This window comes from Moraxella sp. K127, from assembly GCF_015223095.1.
Taxonomy (GTDB): domain Bacteria; phylum Pseudomonadota; class Gammaproteobacteria; order Pseudomonadales; family Moraxellaceae; genus Moraxella.
Window position 1 is genome coordinate 17,638 of the sequence record NZ_JADFBZ010000028.1, and the last position, 18,980, is coordinate 36,617.

The following is an 18,980-nucleotide window of genomic DNA, read 5'->3' on the forward strand; positions in this document are numbered from 1 at the left end:
ATTGGCTGTTTTGATGAGTTATGCAAATTTGTCATGGTGTGTATTTTATCATTACCACCCCCAAAAAAGCAATTTTTGCCATCAACTTGTGCCAAATGATGCCCATCTGCTATAGATTTTTCTCAATAACCTTTTAAATTTTTATAAAAAGATGAAAAATTAATCAAGTTAGCATGGTTTTTGCAACATATTATGATTAATTTTTAATTAATTTGAACAATAGTTAAACAAATTTTAATCATTACCATCTGTTACACAGCGTTTACAAAAAGAGTGACGATTGTATCCTTTTTGGCGACCAATAAAACTTAACAGAGTTTTTTTGTATTAGACTTCTTTCCAAACCCTGATTTTTATGGATTTTTAAAACTTCAACCCCAATACTTATAAGGGTTTATTTTTAGTTTGGAAAGAGATTTATTAAAATATTGTTTGATTTAAAATATCATTTAATTTTTTTAAACATTGATACATTGTAACGAACCATGCCGATGATGCTAAGCGACATGCTGGGTCATCGGTACTTTTGTTATTGGTTGTTACTGGTGTGATGTCTCAACAAAAACGCTCAAATAGGAGGCGTGATGAAAATTACCCTAAACCCCATTAAGATTGCCATCTGTGCATTGGCAGTAGGCATGACACTGTCTGCTCATGCTGTTCGTATCGTGGATAATGAAAACACCAAGGCAGTCGGGCATGTCAAATGGCACAAAGAAAAAAGCGTGAATACAAACGATGTCATGAACGCACATGTGCCTGATAATGCGGTGAACGTGGTATTTATTCGTCAAGCCGACCAAGACCCCTTGCAGACCAGTGCCAATATTGCCATTAATGACCGCTTTCAGGTGAGCATCCAGCCGGGGAATTTTAGTCAAGTATATTCTTGCTCAGGCATTAACCAGCTTAGCTCTGCGGTTACGGGTGCTAAGCATAATGACCTATTGGCAAACCTACAAACACATTATCTATCAGTAGGTCAAACATACTATTTTTATGTAGAAGTAGATGATAATGCCCGCTCTACCATCAAGCAGATTGATGACACCAGTGCTAAGAGCCTGCTAGAACACACCAGATTGCAAACCCACCAAATCAGCCGTGTGGTTCCTAACTGCCCAGCACCTGCCCCTGCTCCCATACCCGCTCCTGCGGTTGTCAAACCTGCCCCTGTATCTGTGGCAACTACCGCCAAACAAACTCGCTCCATCGAGCTTGCGGTGCTGTTTGACACTGATAAGTCAGTTGTAAAATCCCAATATCATGACAAAATCAAAGAAGCAGCTGACTTTTTGGCAAGCCATCCAAATGCCACCGTGGTCATCGAAGGTCATACTGACAGCCGAGCCAGCGAGCCTTACAACCAAGCTCTATCAGAGCGTCGTGCCAATGCTGTAAGAAACGTACTTATCAAAAATTATGGCGTAAACCCTGACATCATCACTGCCGAAGGGCATGGTGAGCTACGTCCCATCGCATCTAATAACACCGCTGAGGGTCGCCAACAGAACCGTCGTGTGGTCGCTGTCTTTACTTACTAATCTAAACAGGAAATATCTATGAAAACCGTGATTGTAAAAACCTATAATACCAATGAAGCCATTAATGAAGTGCGTGTGGTGACCAAAGACGGTCAGCCTACGGTCATCAAAGCAGGCAAGCATGTCAATTATGACTTTTTTGATGAATCTATCGGACGTGCCCCTAACCACATCATCACCAAGCGTCAAGGCAAAGACCTGCACGTCTCTTTTGAGCGAGAGGGTGTTGAGAGCGACCTTATCATCGAAGACTTTTATGAAAATGATGAGCAGGGCTTGGTGGGTATCGCCGAAAACGGTCGTTACTACTATTATATTCCTGATACCGGTGAAGTGGCAGACTACGTCACTCAACTTCAAGCGGGCGATGTCGAAGGTCAGGCACTGGGCGGCGAGGAAATGCTGGTGCCATTTTGGATTATGATGGTCAATGGCTTGCCATGGTGGCCACTACTGGGCGTGGTGCCTTTTCTTATCAGAGATAAAGATGATGACCCAGCACCGCTAGCTGAGGCAAGACCTAACACCACGCCTGACATTGTCTTGGCACAGGTTAGCGAAGATGAAAAAGTAAATGGGGTGACGATTAATGTGTTAGATAATGACAGCTCATCAAATATCAATAAAGCTGGCATTAAGCTCATCAGCCCACAAACCAACCAAATCAGCACCGAAGAAGACGGTAAAAAAGTCACCGTAAAAGGGCAGGGTACATGGACAGTAGATGACGAGGGTAATGTCACTTTTGTCCGAGAAGAGGGTTTTACAGGCAACCCAACCCCCATCAACTACATCGTGCCAAACAACCAAGGGGAATATTCAGTTAGCACTGCGGTGGCGGTGGACTACGGTCATGCCCTAACCGCTGATAACGCATCGGGCAAAGCAGGCACGCCAGTCACTCAGGATGTATTGGCTAACGATAACAAGGACGGACTGGTAACTGAGACCCTACAACTTGTCAATCCTGCCACAGGCGAGACGGGCTTGGCTTTGGTTGTGGCAGGTGAGGGCAAGTGGGAGCTTGTGCTTGGTGGTGATAATAAGCCAACAGGTGAGGTGACCTTTACGCCCGAAGATGGCTTTACAGACAACCCAACTCCCATCAAATACCGAGTCACTACCACGACAGGAGGGGATTATGAGACAACGGTCGGTGTTAGTTATGACAGCGTAAGTTATGGCAATGGTCACACCAGACCTGACGTGCAGGTGGGTAATCTAGGCGAGCCCGTTACCATTGATGTCACAACCAATGATAATGCGGTGGATGCATCTTCGGTCAGACTGATTGACCCTGCCAACCCTGGTACTCCCGAAACCCCAATATTGGTCGATACTGTAAAAGTAAAAGACGAGGGTACTTGGACGGTAAGTGACGGCAAAGTGACCTTCACCCCTGATACTGGCTTTGCAGGCAGTCCTAAGCCCATTAACTATGTCGTCAAAGACACTGATGGCAATCAGTTGCTACCAACACCGATTAACGTCACTTATCCATCAATGACCACCGCTGATGTCAAAACAGGTTCTTATGGCAAACCTGTTGATGTAGACGTATTGGCAAATGATAAGAACATTGTCAAAGACAGCGTTAAAATCATCAATCCATCTACTGGCGAACCTACCAATGAAGTTGTCATTAAAGGTCAAGGTACTTGGAGTGTTGATGATAAAGGCATTGTTACCTTCAAGCCAGAGGATAACTATACGGGCAACCCAACACCGATTAACTATATCGGCACGGATTCTAACGGTCATACTACGTTGCCAACGCCAGTTACCGTCATCTATCCAAATCCTACCACCCCCGGCACCAAAATCGGCACACCGGGCAAACCTGTTACTCAAAAAGTTACAGACAATGATGGTAATGTAGACCCAAGCACCGTCAAACTGGTAGACCCTAACAATCCAAATAACCCACCATCTGACAAAGTTACCATCCCTGACGAAGGTACTTGGACAGTAACCCCAGATGGCGAAGTTACCTTTACCCCTGACCCTAACTTCACAGGCAATCCAACACCGATCAGCTATGTTGTTGAAGATGACAATGGTAATGTGTTGCCACCGACACCTGTGGTGGTTAGTTATCCACAGCCGGTGGATGGCGATGACACGCCTATTGCCACCAATCCTGATACAAAACCAGGGTTTAAGGGTCATCCTGTCACACAAAACGTTGTTGATAATGATAACAATGTCGATCCTACAACTGTTAAACTTATCAATCCTATCACCAAACAGCCTGTGGATGAGATTATTGTGCCTAACGAGGGTACTTGGACGGTTGGTCCTAATCCAGGGGAGATTACATTCACGCCTGTGCCAGAGCTGGGCGATAAAGACCCGTCACCGATTAACTATGTGGTCAAAGACATTGACTCTGACGATTTCTCAGAGCCGACACCGGTCAACGTTACTTATCCAGTAGAAGCACCAAAGCCCATCGTCTCTATCAAAGCCACAGACTCTGTCGCCATTGAAGGCGGTGAAGGTGATGACCCTGCCACAGACAACAAACTTGTCTTTGAAGTGTCTCAAAGTGACACCATTGACGAAGCCAACACCATTAAAGTAAAAGGCAACCTACCAGCAGGTACGGTGAGTGCAGATGACATCGAGTCCATCAGCTACACAGATGGTACAAATACAAAAGTAACCATTAAAGACCCAGCTGACATTGCCAAATTCTTTACAGATGGCATTGAGGTGGTTATCCCTGTCAATGGCACCACAGCACCTGTCATTACCATCACTGCCAAAGATGATGACATCCCTGAAGGCACAGAGACCATCAGTGTTCAAGTGGTAGACGTTAGCAAAGGTTCAATCAGTCCTAATGCCAAGGACAATACTGCCACAGGCGAAATCAAAGATGAGCCTTATGATGGCACCCCAAAAAATCCAAATGAGACAACTGATCCGAACAATCCGGTAACACCAAGCACCCCAGAAGTGCCGTCTAATGACAGCCCAATGGTGCCAAAAGACCCAGCCAAGCCACATGACCCAAATAACCCTGATGAAAACCCATTGGTGCCAGTGGATAAAGACAACACCTTGGGCGATAAGCCAATCGTTGCCATCAGTGGTCCAGAGCTTGTCAATGAAGCAGTAGGTACGGTTACTTATACCGTTGCCCTAGACCGTCCTGCCACCGAAGACATTGTCATCAGCTATGTCATCAACCACAAAGCAGATGGTCCAAACGATAACCCAACCGAAAATGATGACTTTACCACCGCCAACATCGGCACGGTACAAACTGTCACCATCAAAAAAGGCGACACCAAAGCAACCATCAATGTTGGTATTAAAAACGACGAAGAGCACGAAGGTAACGAAGATTACAGCGTGAGCATTGTCCATGCCGACAACAAAGCTGTGGTTAATGACAAAGCCAACACCGTCATCACCACCATCAATGACGAAGGTCAAGGCACCACCGATGGACGTGATCCAAACGACCCATCTAACTACCCTGACCCGAACAATCCTGATGGACCAATGAAGGATCCTAACAATCCTGACGAACCTGTCACCCCTGATGACCTGCCAAAAGCAGATGATGACAGAAAAACACCAGTGGTCTCTATCAAAGCCACCAAGCCAGTGGCAGTTGAAAAAGCCACCGCAGATGACTTTGTGGAGTTTACTGTGGCTCGCAGTGCCATCGTTGAGGGTAATAGCTTCAAAGGTGATGTTAAGATCACTTTGCAAATCCAAGCTGGTGGCACCGAGATTGATGCTAAGGATGTGGCTCGTGTTGAGATTGTCGATGAGACTGGCAAGCAATTGGCGGATGCAACTTATGCCGACCTAGTTGCAGGCAAAGTGGTTACCATGCCACAAGATGCGACCGACACCAAAGGTCACATCAAAGTGCGTATCTATGCCAAAGATGATGATGTCTATGAAATCTCAGAGAAAGTCACACTTGCCATCACTGATGTGGATGATACAGGCACAACTGATTCACGTATTGAGCCAAAAATCGATTCCAACAATGGCAATGCAACAGGCTATATCGTGGATGATGGTAAAGATGGGGACAAGCCATTTGACCCAACCAAACCTGTCGACCCAACAGATAACCCTGCACCAACAGGGGATAAACCTGTGGTTATCATCAAGGGTGACGATGAAGTCCTTGAAAGTGCAGGCTCGGCTAATTACACCATTGAGATTGAAAATGGCAAAACTTCTGATAAGCCAATCAAGGTAAAATATAAAGTAACCTTACCCGAAGCAAGTGACACCATCAATCCTGCCGAACAAGCAGACTTTGGTGACTCTGTTGTGATCGATAGAGTGGTCGAAGTTGAAATCCCAGCGGGTCAAACCAAGTTTGAGATTAATCTTCCGATTGTTGATGATGACATTTATGAGGGTAAAGAGACCTATCGTGTTGAGCTCATTGAGGCCAAACTTGACGATGCTGATGTTCGCACCACAGACTCTAATAAGCAGTCAGTAACCACGGTGATTGATGACTTTGAAGGTGAGACTGATGCCAACAAGGATAAGCCCGCCATTGAGCTTGATCCACCAGCTCACGTCTCAGAAGAGGGCTTGCCAGGAGGTAATAAAGATAATGACTCTGCTAAGCACGCCAACAACACCACAGTAAATGCAAGTACACCAAATAATAATGACTACGACATCACTAATGAGACAAGAACATCAGGCAAGATATGCATCACCAATGTCGATACCACTGATACAAACTTGCTTGATAGACTGTCGTTAGACTTGTCAAATGCCACCCCAATTCGCTTGAGTCAAAATGGTGCGAATCTGACATGGGAAAAAGATGAAAGCGTCGCAGGCAAGATTACTTGGTATGCCTATGAGACTGATGTCGAAGACCCCGCATTGACCGTTACGATAGATAACAACTCTCGTAAAGTTGCAACTGTTGATGGCAAAGAAGTGGTTGAGTTTACCTATGATGTTGAGCTTCATAAAGCCATTTATCATGAGGGTAACTCTATCATTACCGCTGATTCGTCAGCAGGAGAAGGTCAAGACAACTTGCCTGTAAACTTTACCATCATTGCCAAAGATGGTGATTCAAACATTGCAACCAATGAGACTGTGGTGGTAGTGATTGAAGATGATGCACCAATCGCAGAACGAGTGGTGCATAATATCCAAGTGGCTCATGACGAAGTGACTCTTAGCGGTCTAATCGGTGGCTTTAAGCAGAATGTCACTTTAAAAGGCGTTGAAAATTTAAACGATAATGTATTTAATGATTTAAGAGATAATTACCCTGCTCGTTGGAGAATTTTAGATGATGACCCATTGTATGACGGAATTGCATGGGGTGTGCCATTTCCATGGGAAAACCAAGGGTATAATCAAGCTGCCTATGAAGCTAGAGAAAACAGCGAGTTCTCTGGCACTAACGTTAAGGAGCTAATCACAGGTCTTGGTGAATCGTTCAATATCGGTACATTTACTCACCAAAACTACTCTATTTATACAGCCAGTCAGCAGATTCGCTCGGGTACGTTGACCTACAGCTTTAATACAGCTATCAATGGCAAAGATGTTACCATCTCAGACATTGACTACAACTTTGTGCATCTAGAGACTCAAAACGTCGGTGTTCTTGATGGCGTAGCAGGCGATTTGGTGGCATTTAAGCAGTCAGACAAGACCTTTATCATTGGCGATACAGCTTATCGCTTGAGTGTTGAAGGATTTGTTCCTGTTGCCAATAATGTCCCACAAGGTATGCCAGAAAATGTCAGTTATGCCGATTATCTGCAAGCCCAATATTTGTACTTCCTGCAAGAATCCTTGAAGGTTAAGACAGGTGGAACAACTGGCTATCTTTATGATCAGGTAGCTATGGAAATGCTAAAAGAGACATTTGGTACAGGCTTGATTACTGAGGCGGAGAATCTTGGTTTGGTTGCCAACGGTTTCCATGATAACCACCCAAGCAACCCGATACTTAGTAAAGAAGATGTGGATAAGGCGTTAGCGTTCTTAGATAAAGCTCAGATGGTGCTTGTGCATTCAGATGAAAACCAGACCAATAACTATAACGTCCAAGCTCGTATCGAGCCTATCACAAACCCCCTTGACCTTGAAACCAACGTTGATATTCAAGGTAAGATTCATATGGGTGGTGACTTGTTGCTAGACAGTCAAGGCAACAAAAAGGTTGATGTTCTATGGACGGCAACCATTGATGGTGATAATCCACATATTAAAGAAATCACCTACAAAGACGCCAACGGCAGAGAAACCACCCAAGAAAATGCTCAGTCTACTGAAATCGTTACTACTTATGGTACGCTTGTGGGTAGAAAAGATGGTGATTATCGTTTTACTGCTGTCAATGATATTGCCAGACTTATTGCCGAAGGGGCTGATGAGACATTCACAGTGGAATATCAATATAGTGACTCAGATGGCGATATTGCCAAGTCAGAGGTGGTATTTAATTTTGAAGGTTTAACAAAGGCTCAAATGCAAGAAAGTCGTGCCAATCCTTACGTTGATGGTGAGAGTAATGATTATATTGTAGGCTCAACCCAAGCTGATATTATCTATGGTGGTATCGGTGATGATGTCATTGTTGGTAATGGCGGTGGAGATACACTCATTGGCGGTGCTGGTAATGATGTATTGTTCTATGCCAAAGATGCAGTCTTGATTGACGGTGATGGTGCCAATAATCAGGGTGGCAAAGCAACCGATGGTAAGGATTATGTGGATATCCTGTCATTAACACATTGGTTGGAGCTTGACGAGAATAACAATCCATTACCTATTGACTTTAACGATGTGCGAAACGTTAAGAATATTGAAGAGATTGATATGAGAAATGATTTTGCTCAGACGCTAGAAATCACTGCTGACACAGTACTAAATATGACAGATGGTAGAAATCAACTGTTCATTCGTGGTGATGTGGATGGGGATGGTAGAGATACCGTGAAATTGATGAAAGGCATGAATACAGAGTCAGAAGAAACTTATAATGACGAAAAAACCGGCACAACCTTTAAAGTATATGAAGGTTATACAGATGATGGAAGTGTAAAACTTTACATCCAAGACGGTATTAACGTTTCAGGTGTCTAACCATCTCAATACTGTAAAACAACATCAAAAACGCTCCCAATGGGGGCGTTTTTGTTTGACTGTTGACGGGTGTTAAGTTTGTATCCAATAAGGAGTTTATCAACAAACCCAACAACAAAAGACCCAACAAATCATGTCGGGTCTTTGTTTTGATATTAAGTTGGGTATCTAGCTTTTCACCCAGCTTAGATCTTCATCGGGTCGCCCTGTGGTAATGATACAGCCGTTATCGGTAACGATGAGTGTATGTTCCCATTGAGCGGAGAGTTTGCGGTCTTTGGTGATAGCCGTCCAGCCGTCTTTCATGATTTTGGTTTGCCATACGCCTTGGTTAATCATCGGCTCAATGGTCAGTGCCATGCCTGTTTTTAGCTCCACGCCTGTTCCTGCTTTGCCGTAGTGTAGCACCTGTGGCTCGCAGTGAAACTCGGTGCCAATGCCATGACCGCAGAACTCACGCACGATAGAAAACCGCTCAGGCAGGACAATCTTTTCAATCTCCGCCCCGATGTCGCCAAGTCTTGCTCCATTTTTTACCACGCTAATACCTGCATACAGAGCGTCTTGGGCGACTTTGCATAGGCGGTTTGCCATGACCGAGCCTTCGCCGATAATCCACATGGCGGACGTGTCGCCATAATAGCCGTCTTTAATGACCGTTACGTCAATGTTGATGATGTCGCCATCCTTTAAGATACGCTCGTGGTCGGGCATGCCATGACACACCACATGGTTGATAGACGTGCATAGGGTGTAGGGGTAGCCGTGGTAGTTTAGGCAAGCAGGAATGGCGTTTTGGACTTCGGTGATGTGTTTGTACGCCAAATCGTCCAAAAAGCCTGTACTTACCCCTGCCTTGACGTGGGGGTCTAGCATTTGTAGGACTTCTGAGGCAAGTTGTCCTGCCACTTTCATCTTTTCAATGCCGTCTTTGTTTAATAGGGGGATAACTTTACTCATGGGGTTCTCTTTTTTATTTGTCAAAATTTATAAAATCAATCTTTGCCATCAATAATCATTGGAATCGGTGCTAACAGGCATGTCCACAGGCTCGCCTTGCGTTGGGGTAGAGTGGGGTGGGGTGGGGGATTTTTCGGGCAGGTATAACGCCCCTTTTTGTCCGCATGCGGTTAGGGTGAGTGCCAGTGCTAGGCTAAATAATAAGTTTTTCATCATCAAATTCTAAAATAACAAAAGGTTATTTTAACATAATTTTGCCAAAATCGCTTGATTTGTAAAATCTGATATGACAAACTTTTTGCTTTTTAAAAGATAATAATTTGTCATGATAAATTGTCGTCTTTTCAAGTAAAATATATGCCATTCTCAACTTTGTATAAATGATTGATTTATCAAGGGTGAATTGCAATTCGTCCCTAAGACTCAAAAATAATTCTCAAACAATCAATAAGTTACCATTTTAAGTTGAGAATGAAGTAAAATATTTCTCTTTATCATAACCTGCCCACACCATGACCACCGACTATTGTTTTAGAACTACCGCCAAATACGCCTTTACCCAGAGCTTGCCCATTTTGTCGGGCTTTTTGTTTTTGGGTATGGCGTATGGGGTGTATATGCACTCGCTTGGCTTTTCGGCATGGTATCCTGTCATCATGGCGGTGCTGATTTTTGCAGGGTCGGTGGAATTTATCGTGGCGGGGCTACTTATCATGGCGTTCAACCCGTCATCGGTGTTTTTGCTTGTGGCGATGATTAGTGCCAGACAGATTTTTTATGCCATTTCTATGTTGGATAAATTTCGGGGCATTACGGGGTGGAAACGCTGGTATCTCATCGCAGGCATGGTGGATGAGAGCTTTGCCATTAACTACACCGCCGACACGGACAAGGCAGGCGTGGATAAGGCGTGGTTTATGGTGTTAGTTACGCTGTTTTTGCACCTTTATTGGGTAACAGGGTCGGCACTGGGGGCGGTCATGGGGGCGGTGTTGCCGTTTGATTTGAAGGGGGCGGAGTTTGCGATGACAGCACTATTTTTGGTGATTTTTGTGGAGCAATGGGGTAGGGAAGCCACGCACGAAAGCTCGCTCCTTGGCATTGGCATGACGGCGTTGGCGTTGGTGGTGTTTGGCAAAACGAACTTTTTAATCCCTGCCATGCTCGGCATTTTGGTGTATTTGACCGTCAGACGCTCGGCACTTCATGACAAATTGACCAATAAGGTGGCAAAATGACCCTAAATGAACAACTTTTGACCATTGCCACTGCCATTGTTGCCGTTCAGCTCTGCCGTTGGGTGGCGTTTTGGGCCTTTCCTGCTCACAAAAAAGTGCCTGATTTTGTGCAATATCTGGGCAAGGCGTTGCCGTCTGCGGTGTTTGGACTGCTCGTGGTGTATTGCTACAAAAACGTAGATATTTTGGGGCAATATCACGGCATGGCGGAGTTTATCGCAGGGGCGGTGGTCGTGGGGTTGCACCTATGGCGAAAAAATATGTTTATCTCCATTGGCGTGGGGACGATTTTGTATATGATATTGGTGCAAAAGGTGTTTGTGTAAAAAAGTATATAAAAGCGTCAATGAGTACGGCTACTACAACCACATGATGTGTGGATGTAGGGGCTGCTGAGCACGCTTTGCATGGCAATATCATCAAAAGGTGTACTCAGCATATCCCTACAAGCCTGTGGTAAATATCAAGTTCGTTAGGTATGTATTTTAAATGATGGATGTAGATGATGGGCGTGTAGGGGCGAGTGGTTGTCCTAATTAATAGATGTCAATTTATAAGTATCATCACTCACAAAAAACCAGAAATGGCAAGGATGGCACATGACAGGGATGTCATCATGTGCCATGGTGTATCAAAGCATGGGCTTGGTTACTGCCAGCACCAAAATCCCCACATAGGCGATACCTGCAATCACCATGCCTGCCTTTTTTTGGCTCAGTAGTGGAGCCCGCAAAGCCTTGATATTGGCAGAGACCGCCACAGCCAACAGCATAATCTTGACAACCGCCCAATACTGAGCCCCTGCTACTTGCCACAACCGCCACATCAAATAAAGCCCACTACCAACCAGTAGCAAATAGATGACGTGGCTTGCTATCTTAAAGGTGCGTGACTGGGTCACCTGACCGCCTGCGAAAATCAGCCCTGTTTGATATAAAAACAGCCCAATGGTAATCACAACCATGAGTAAATGTAGATGTTTCATAAGACGACCTTAGTGAGTGTGTTGTTTGTATCGTTTATATTTGTTGGCGATGACTGGCAAAGCTCATTATTCGTATAGGACTTCAACAATCTCATACTCTGCCAAACCGCTTGGGGTTTGGATTTTGGCTTCATCACCTTCTGATTTACCAATCAAGCCTTTGGCAATGGGACTGCCAACCGAGATTTTGCCGACTTTGACATCCGCTTCATCTTCGCCCACGATTTTGTAGCGTTTTTGGTCGCCCGAATCCACGTCTTCGATGACCACGGTCACGCCAAATACCACACGCCCGTCTTGGGGTAGGGTGGTGGGGTCAATGACCTGAGCCCCGCCAAGTTTTGCTTCGATGTCACGAATGCGTGCTTCGGACAGCCCTTGCTGTTCCCGAGCGGCATGGTATTCAGCGTTTTCTTTTAGGTCGCCATGCTCACGAGCTTCGGCAATGGCGGCGGTAATGCGTGGACGCTCCACGGTTTTGAGCTGTTTTAATTCTGCTTCTAGGGCGGCGTGTCCTTGTGGGGTCATGGGATAGCGTTGCATGGTCTCTCCTGATAATTATCAATACATAGCTAAAAACACCACGCCGATTGGGGTGGTGTTCTGTCATCTGTGATTGGCTTTTTGCCAAATTGTTAGCTTGGTATTATACTAAAAACAGCCAGTAATTGCAACCGTTTTAACGCCAATATCTAAGTTTTGCCATCATAAATAGCAGTCCCACAAACATCCCCAGATAATACGCCATCCGCACATCAAAGCTGTTGTCTCGGTATTTTATCGGCAGACTGACAAGGGCGGTACAACTTGGGATAAGGAGCAGGTATAGCACCCAGTTTTCTAGGACATGAAGTACGCCTTGCATGGTGTTGCCATTGCCATAACGATAAGCGGACAGACTTGTGAGCATGATGACGATGATAAGGGTCAAAATCAAGCCTTTGGGAATGTCCTTTGGCACAAAACGGTCAGGTAAAATGTTGCTTATTTGAAAATTTGCCATCAGCTATACCGCCCCATAATCGTCAAAATCGCCACAACAGATGTGAGATACCCAAGCGTGATGGCGTTGCGGGTTTGGATATTTGCCCCGTTAAATTCGTTTAATAGCTTTGCCCCACCCACGAACAACGCTGGCACAACAATCATAAAAAACGACACCACCACAGATGCATGACGCACCACCGCCCCCACGTCATGCCCTGCCAGTAGGCGAAAGCCATACCCTGCCAACGCAAGCACAAGGGCAAAAACAGCAAGCCCAATGGTTACACCAATGGGGACGAGGCTTGGAGGTTTTGAACTTAGGGATTTGGGATTAGTATTTAATTCTGACATAAATTTACCGTACCATCATTTAGCCAAATCAGACTTGGCAAGCTCATCACGCATTTTTTCAATGACCGCCTTATAATCCTCTTTACCAAAAATCGCCGAACCCGCCACAAACATATCCACGCCAGCGTCCGCAATCGCACGGATATTGTCAGGATTAACACCGCCGTCAATCTCCAAGCGAATGTCAAGCCCACGCTCATCTATCATACGGCGAACCGCTCGCACCTTATCAAGCGTACCATCAATGAACTTTTGCCCACCAAAACCAGGGTTTACGCTCATGATAAGAATTTGGTCAAGTTTGTCAATGGTATAATCTAGGTAGTGTAAGGGCGTGGCAGGGTTAAAGACCAATCCACACTTGACACCACTGTCCTTGATAAGCTGTAAACTTCTGTCAATATGCTCGCTTGCCTCTGGGTGAAAGGTAATAATATCCGCCCCTGCCTTGATAAACTCCTCAATCATTCTATCAACAGGCTTTACCATAAGATGCACATCTATGGGGGCGGTAATGCCATAATCTTTTAAGGCACGGCAGACCATCGCCCCAAAAGTCAAGTTTGGCACATAGTGGTTATCCATGACATCAAAATGCACCACGTCCGCCCCTGCATCTAGCACGGCTTTTGTGTCATCGCCCAGACGGGCAAAATCGGCTGATAAAATAGACGGGGCGATAAGAAATTGTTTTTCAGGTAGGATTTTCATGGTGAATAATAAAGTTAAAATTTGGCTTATGATAGCAGATTTTGTGCCAAAATGCGATTTTTAGCATATATTTTGACATGAAAAATCACAAAAACCACTTGCTAGAAACAAGTGGTTTGTTAGTAATTTTAACACCAAAGGATTTAGTGCCATTTTTGTTCTATTTGGGCAAGTTCACCGCTTTTTTTGATATTAGCAAGTCCTTGATTGATTTTGTTTAATAGTTCATCATCTTCTCTGCGTACCATAAACACTAAGTCGGACTGCTCGGGCAAATCTGAATCAGGCACGATCATTTTTTCAAATTGGAATGCCTTAAACTCTTCTCGTTTACCAAAATAATCTAATGCCACGCAATCGCTTACTACCACGTCCGCTCTATCATGAATCAAGCTTTGTAAACTGCCAAATTCTAATTTGTCAATCACGAGCTGTGACTCACTGATATTAAAGTTCTCAGCAAGCTCTGCACCCATGTCCGCCACATCAGGCGTGGCAATGATGCCTTTTTGCCAGTTCGCTAATTTCTCCTTATCCTTTGCCCAAACACAGTCAGCAGACCGCATGTAGCTGTCAGTGGCAACAATGGTGTCTTGGGGATAATCATCGCCTGCCAAACCATTGGCAATGATATCAACTTCATTGCTGTTTAACGCTTCTGGCATGATGTCCCATGGCACGCTGTGAGTGGTAATGACAAATCCTTGGTCTTTGGCAACCGCTTGCAAGATGTCTATGTCCAACCCACCAATCTGTCCTTTTTCATCGCTCACACCATAAGGGGCATAGTCTGGCATTGTCCCAACACGATATACAGGCAAGTTGTTATCGGTGGCTTGAACATGGGTCGTGGCAGGCTCATTGCTGGTGGCTGTATTTGTTGTCTCGCTAGGTTTGTCGCCACAGGCAACAAGTGGGATGGATAGCATAAGTGCAAAAAGTGATTTGAATGGACGCAAGGTGTATTCTCCCGAAGTTGGTAAGCTAATGTTGATAAATCTCATAACAATAAATTATGAAATAATCCCGATATCGTTAATTTGGTTATTATAATAAAAATTGATTGTTTATGCAAGTTAAAAGGTTTGTAAATGTAAACTAAAAAAACGGCTTGAATGCTCAAACCGTTTTTTTGGGAGTTTGGGGTTTTGGTTATTTTTTCTGATAAGCCAGTTTTAGACCGACCGCATAGCCGTCGTTATCTTCAAAACGTGCCACGCTAGCATCTGTCCCTACCTGAGTTGGGATTTGTGCAGTTGCATCGCCGAATTTAAAGTATTTACCGCCAAGCGACACTGACCATTCTGGGGTAACGTTATATTTTGCACCCAAGCCTAGGCTATAATAGCCTTTGATAGGTCCTAGCGTACTGACAGGATTGCCTGCACCGCTGTCATAACCGACACTGCCTGATACAGCAAGTTTGTCACTGACTTTTTTGCCCAAACCAACTTCTGCCGACCACTGATCTTTTGCATAGCGTACAATGGGCAGACCATTTGGATAAAGAGCAGGGTTACTGCCTTTGATGGTGTCACTATATTGTGGTGGTGTAATATTAAAGTCAGACCATGGCACATAACGCACTTTGGCGGTCAAGAGCGTGGTTGGGTTAATCCCTGTTTGAAAGTCTAGATTCCATGACTCAGGTAGGGTAACTTTAAAGTCACGAGAGCCTGCATAGCCTGTTGCAGGTACAAATTCAGCAATAGAACGCTCGTGGTCAATCTCGGAGCGATAGGTCAAGGCAGCTTTTAGGGCAATCTCAGGCTTGTGATAAGCAACACCAGCCACCCAGCCATAGCCCATGTCTGCACCGATGTTGGCGTCATAACCACCCATGCCACCATACGCAGTGCCACGCAAATGCACTTCACCTGTCAGGCGTTGCATTTGTGGACCACCATAGATTTGGAAGTTTTTGTTTTCACCCAATTTGGCACCAAGTAATAATGTGGCGTTTTGGGTGCGGATTTCTACGTTGGTGCCTTCGTCTTTTTGTTCTTCGGCAGTAGATGCGACATTTAACGCACTGCCTAAGTTGCGAGCAGTGGTTACAGTGCTAGCAAGCTGTGCTTGTAGTGCGGTAGTATCGCCACCAGCTGCTGCAGTTTGTGCGATGGCATTTTGTAACTGAGCAATACCAGCTTGGGCTTGTGCAAATCGTGCTTGGGCAGTTGCCACATTAGGAGCAAGACCACCAGTTAAAGCATTAACTGTTGCATCTGCCCCTTGGCTAACAAAGTTATTGCTACCACCATACTGTACCGCCGCACCCCATGGCTCATCATAAAGTACGCCCACACTAAACGTGTCATTAATGTCCGCTTTCACACCAAAACGCCCAAAATCATAGGCTTCGGCAATGTCAGAGATTGAGTTGTCAGAGATGTCCTTGCCTGACACATCCGCATCAATATAAGTATAGACCACTTCGCCATAAGTGCCATCTTGTAAAAATGCCGTGATGTCCTGCCCTGAACGGTCAAGACCTGCTGCATCTGCCACGCCAACTGCACTGATGGACGCAATCGCTACTGCTAAGTGTTTGTAGTTAAACATAGAACCACTCCGATTTATTACCATAAAATTTCCGTATGTCGCACATACACCTAGAAATCCTGCCAAAACATCCATACAACTGTTTTTACAATCGTATAACAAACGTTTTAACAAATGTTTCATTGCTACATATTAAAACAAAATAACTCATAAAGCAATAGCAAAAACCGCACAAAATCCCCATTTTTTGGCATTTCATCAAAAATTTGTAAATATGGATAAAATATTACAAATAATAATAATTATTATAAATTAAATACAGTTTTTTGTTTTATCCACTCAATAATGCGGTGGTCTATCCGCCAGTAAATCAAACGGAGCAATACCGTCATCATCACGACTTTCTAAAAATTTATACAAAAGTTTTAATTGGTCTTGTAAGTCTTTTAAGGCTTTATCCTGCTGGGCGATGACATCATTTAGCGTATCTACCGTATTTTCAAGATAGGCGATTTTGATTTGTAAGTCAGTAATATCAGCGTGGGTGCCTGTCATTTTATTTTCCCCTTTAAGGTGTAAATTTGCTATAATTGACCCATTTTATCATTGAAAATCCGTATTGAAAATAAATTATGGCACTCATTCATCTAAAAAATAACTCCCTTGCCTTTGGCGTTGCCCCTGTCTTGGACCACGTTAATTTTAGCCTTGATACGGGCGAGCGGGTATGTCTCATCGGACGAAATGGCGAAGGTAAATCCACGCTCTTTAAGCTTATTGACGGCACACAAGCCCCTGATGACGGCGAGATTATCATCGCAGACGGTATCAAGATTGCCATGCTTGCCCAAGACGTGCCAAGCGATGACGGCACCTTGCTTGACATTGTCATGAATGGCGATGAAAAAGTGGCAACCCTGCTTCGCCAATACCACGACCTATCGGACAAATGTGGGGCAGGCGACATGACCGCTTGCGAGCGTATGACGGACGTGCAACATGAGATTGACGCCCTGCACGGCTGGGAGCTAGAACGCAACGCTCGCACCTTGCTTGACAACATGGGGCTAAACCCCACCGACCGCCTTGCCGACTTATCGGGCGGACGCAAAAGACGGGTTTTGCTTGCTCGGGCATTGGTGGTTAAGCCTGATGTGTTGCTACTTGATGAGCCGACCAACCATTTGGACGTAGAGAGCATTGACTGGCTAGAAAATTACCTGCTCGGGCAAAATTTGACCGTGCTATTTATCACGCACGACCGCAAATTTGTGGATAATCTTGCCACTCGCATTGTGGAATTGGATAGGGGTAAACTATCCACCTATGACGTAACTCAAGGGGTCAAGGGCTATGCTCGCTATCAAGAATTAAAGGAGTTGGAGCTTGCCAGTGAGCAAAAGTCTTTTGAAGAATTTGACAAAAAACTTGCCCAAGAAGAAGTGTGGATTCGCCAAGGCATTAAGGCAAGGCGTACTCGCAACGAAGGGCGTGTGCGTGCGTTAAAGGCACTTCGTGAAGAGCGAAAACAACGCCGTGATGTGGTGGGGAATGTCTCTCTCACCCAAAACACGTCCGAAAAATCAGGAAAAATCGTCTGTGAAGTCAAGGACTTAACCCTACAATATGACGGCAAAATACTGGTCAAAAACTTCTCAACCCTGCTCATGCGTGGCGATAAAGTCGGTATCATCGGCAACAATGGCGTAGGCAAAACGACCCTAATCCGCACCGTGCTTGGGCTTGATGACTCTGCCAAAGTGGGCGGTACGGTCAAGCTCGGCACGAACCTAAATATCGCCTTTTTTGACCAATTAAAAGACCAATTAGACTTTGATAAATCCGTTGCCGAAAACGTCTCCGAAGGCTCGGATTATGTGGACGTGGGCGGAAGACGCACGCACATTTTGGGGTATTTGCAGGACTTCTTGTTCACGCCAAACCGTGCCAGAACACCTGTCAAAGCCCTATCAGGGGGCGAAAAAGCCCGTGTATTGCTCGCCAAAAATTTGCTAAAACCTGCCAACGTCTTGGTGCTTGATGAGCCGACCAACGACCTTGATATGGCAACGCTTGAACTTTTGGAAGAATTTGTTGCAGGCTTTGACGGCACGATTTTGCTCATCAGCCACGACCGCACCTTTATGGATAACGTGGTAACGCAGACGTGGGTATTTGGCACGGACAAGGACGGTCATGGCGTGATTGATGAATATGTGGGCGGTTATCAAGATTATCTCACCCAAAAAGCACGGAGCGAACCAACCAAGCCCAAAGCGGATAAAGTTGAAAAATCAGAAACAGTCAAAGCTGACAAACCAAAATCCGACACGCCCAAAGCTGAACAAAAACGCAAACTCTCCTATAAAGAACAACGTGAATTAGAAAGCCTACCCAATGAAATTGCCGACCTTGAAAGCGAGCAAAGCGAGCTAAATGACAAACTGGCGGACGGTTCGTTATTTGTCAGTGATTTGGCATTGGCGACCCAATATAGCGAACGACTTGGCGAGATTGATGAGCTTTTAATGGAAAAATTAGAGCGTTGGGATGAATTGGAAAATTTGGTAAAATAAAAAGATTTTCAAGCCT

At 44.9% G+C, this 18,980-nt stretch carries 15 protein-coding genes; 5 read left to right on the plus strand and 10 right to left on the minus strand.

Going from position 1 to position 18,980, the window contains the following annotated elements; all coding sequences use genetic code 11:
- Positions 1–584: 584 nt before the first annotated feature.
- Both IM753_RS07420 and IM753_RS07425 read left to right on the plus strand, forming a co-directional pair.
- Positions 585–1,544 (plus strand): OmpA family protein, encoded by a 960-nt coding sequence (locus tag IM753_RS07420; RefSeq protein WP_065256369.1) that lies wholly within the window; start codon positions 585–587, stop codon positions 1,542–1,544.
- An 18-nt stretch (positions 1,545–1,562) separates the two neighbouring features.
- Positions 1,563–8,654, plus strand: coding sequence for a Calx-beta domain-containing protein (locus IM753_RS07425; RefSeq protein ID WP_194109020.1), 7,092 nt, complete (start codon positions 1,563–1,565; stop codon positions 8,652–8,654).
- A gap of 168 nt (positions 8,655–8,822) precedes the next feature.
- Here IM753_RS07425 and map read toward each other — a convergent pair whose 3' ends face one another.
- A complete protein-coding gene (gene map, locus IM753_RS07430) occupies positions 8,823–9,614 on the minus strand; it encodes a type I methionyl aminopeptidase (protein ID WP_065256371.1) in 792 nt (263 codons plus the stop codon).
- A 48-nt stretch (positions 9,615–9,662) separates the two neighbouring features.
- Positions 9,663–9,827: a lipoprotein gene (locus IM753_RS07435; RefSeq protein ID WP_156065161.1), complete on the minus strand. Its 165-nt coding sequence runs from the start codon at positions 9,825–9,827 to the stop codon at positions 9,663–9,665.
- 299 nt (positions 9,828–10,126) lie between these two features.
- Between IM753_RS07435 and IM753_RS07440 the strand changes: the two genes are divergently transcribed.
- Together IM753_RS07440 and IM753_RS07445 are read left to right on the plus strand one after the other, a co-directional pair.
- Entirely contained in the window at positions 10,127–10,852 is a 726-nt protein-coding gene (locus tag IM753_RS07440; RefSeq protein WP_065256372.1) for an AzlC family ABC transporter permease, read from the plus strand.
- The gene (locus tag IM753_RS07445) at positions 10,849–11,178 is read left to right on the plus strand and encodes a branched-chain amino acid transporter permease (protein ID WP_065256373.1); all 330 of its coding nucleotides are present in this window, start codon (positions 10,849–10,851) and stop codon (positions 11,176–11,178) included. The genes IM753_RS07440 and IM753_RS07445 overlap by 4 nt, the downstream gene beginning before the upstream one ends.
- Positions 11,179–11,483: 305 nt before the next feature.
- Here the strand turns inward: IM753_RS07445 and IM753_RS07450 are convergent, their stop codons facing one another.
- The 8 genes from IM753_RS07450 to IM753_RS07485 all read right to left on the minus strand — a co-directional run bounded on the left by IM753_RS07450 (position 11,484) and on the right by IM753_RS07485 (position 16,943).
- Complete coding sequence (locus tag IM753_RS07450; RefSeq protein WP_065256374.1) at positions 11,484–11,837, minus strand: SirB2 family protein; 354 nt, start codon at positions 11,835–11,837, stop codon at positions 11,484–11,486.
- A gap of 66 nt (positions 11,838–11,903) precedes the next feature.
- Entirely contained in the window at positions 11,904–12,380 is a 477-nt protein-coding gene (greA, locus tag IM753_RS07455; RefSeq protein ID WP_065256375.1) for a transcription elongation factor GreA, read from the minus strand.
- Positions 12,381–12,516: 136 nt separating this feature from the next.
- On the minus strand, positions 12,517–12,840 hold the full coding sequence (locus IM753_RS07460) for a hypothetical protein (protein ID WP_065256376.1): 324 nt from the start codon (positions 12,838–12,840) through the stop codon (positions 12,517–12,519).
- Entirely contained in the window at positions 12,840–13,175 is a 336-nt protein-coding gene (locus IM753_RS07465) for a hypothetical protein (protein WP_065256377.1), read from the minus strand. The genes IM753_RS07460 and IM753_RS07465 overlap by 1 nt, the downstream gene beginning before the upstream one ends.
- A 15-nt stretch (positions 13,176–13,190) precedes the next feature.
- Entirely contained in the window at positions 13,191–13,886 is a 696-nt protein-coding gene (gene rpe, locus IM753_RS07470) for a ribulose-phosphate 3-epimerase (RefSeq protein WP_065256378.1), read from the minus strand.
- 143 nt (positions 13,887–14,029) lie between these two features.
- Entirely contained in the window at positions 14,030–14,890 is an 861-nt protein-coding gene (locus IM753_RS07475) for an ABC transporter substrate-binding protein (RefSeq protein WP_065256379.1), read from the minus strand.
- A 148-nt stretch (positions 14,891–15,038) separates the two neighbouring features.
- Positions 15,039–16,448, minus strand: coding sequence for an outer membrane protein transport protein (locus IM753_RS07480; protein WP_065256380.1), 1,410 nt, complete (start codon positions 16,446–16,448; stop codon positions 15,039–15,041).
- Between the two features lie 279 nt (positions 16,449–16,727).
- The gene (locus IM753_RS07485) at positions 16,728–16,943 is read right to left on the minus strand and encodes a SlyX family protein (RefSeq protein WP_194109021.1); all 216 of its coding nucleotides are present in this window, start codon (positions 16,941–16,943) and stop codon (positions 16,728–16,730) included.
- 77 nt (positions 16,944–17,020) lie between these two features.
- Here IM753_RS07485 and IM753_RS07490 point away from each other — a divergent pair, with 77 nt between their 5' ends.
- Entirely contained in the window at positions 17,021–18,964 is a 1,944-nt protein-coding gene (locus IM753_RS07490; RefSeq protein WP_194109022.1) for an ATP-binding cassette domain-containing protein, read from the plus strand.
- Positions 18,965–18,980: the final 16 nt, after the last annotated feature.

Bases quoted from the DNA above. Each gene is read 5' to 3' on its own strand.
- IM753_RS07440 (WP_065256372.1), top strand. From the start codon at position 10,127: ATGACCACCGACTATTGTTTTAGAACTACCGCCAAATACGCCTTTACC.
- IM753_RS07460 (WP_065256376.1), bottom strand. From the start codon at position 12,840: ATGGCAAATTTTCAAATAAGCAACATTTTACCTGACCGTTTTGTGCCA.
- IM753_RS07450 (WP_065256374.1), bottom strand. From the start codon at position 11,837: ATGAAACATCTACATTTACTCATGGTTGTGATTACCATTGGGCTGTTT.
- IM753_RS07420 (WP_065256369.1), top strand. From the start codon at position 585: ATGAAAATTACCCTAAACCCCATTAAGATTGCCATCTGTGCATTGGCA.
- IM753_RS07490 (WP_194109022.1), top strand. From the start codon at position 17,021: ATGGCACTCATTCATCTAAAAAATAACTCCCTTGCCTTTGGCGTTGCC.
- IM753_RS07435 (WP_156065161.1), bottom strand. From the start codon at position 9,827: ATGAAAAACTTATTATTTAGCCTAGCACTGGCACTCACCCTAACCGCA.
- IM753_RS07475 (WP_065256379.1), bottom strand. From the start codon at position 14,890: ATGAGATTTATCAACATTAGCTTACCAACTTCGGGAGAATACACCTTG.
- rpe (WP_065256378.1), bottom strand. From the start codon at position 13,886: ATGAAAATCCTACCTGAAAAACAATTTCTTATCGCCCCGTCTATTTTA.
- greA (WP_065256375.1), bottom strand. From the start codon at position 12,380: ATGCAACGCTATCCCATGACCCCACAAGGACACGCCGCCCTAGAAGCA.
- IM753_RS07485 (WP_194109021.1), bottom strand. From the start codon at position 16,943: ATGACAGGCACCCACGCTGATATTACTGACTTACAAATCAAAATCGCC.
- IM753_RS07425 (WP_194109020.1), top strand. From the start codon at position 1,563: ATGAAAACCGTGATTGTAAAAACCTATAATACCAATGAAGCCATTAAT.
- IM753_RS07465 (WP_065256377.1), bottom strand. From the start codon at position 13,175: ATGTCAGAATTAAATACTAATCCCAAATCCCTAAGTTCAAAACCTCCA.
- IM753_RS07480 (WP_065256380.1), bottom strand. From the start codon at position 16,448: ATGTTTAACTACAAACACTTAGCAGTAGCGATTGCGTCCATCAGTGCA.
- map (WP_065256371.1), bottom strand. From the start codon at position 9,614: ATGAGTAAAGTTATCCCCCTATTAAACAAAGACGGCATTGAAAAGATG.
- IM753_RS07445 (WP_065256373.1), top strand. From the start codon at position 10,849: ATGACCCTAAATGAACAACTTTTGACCATTGCCACTGCCATTGTTGCC.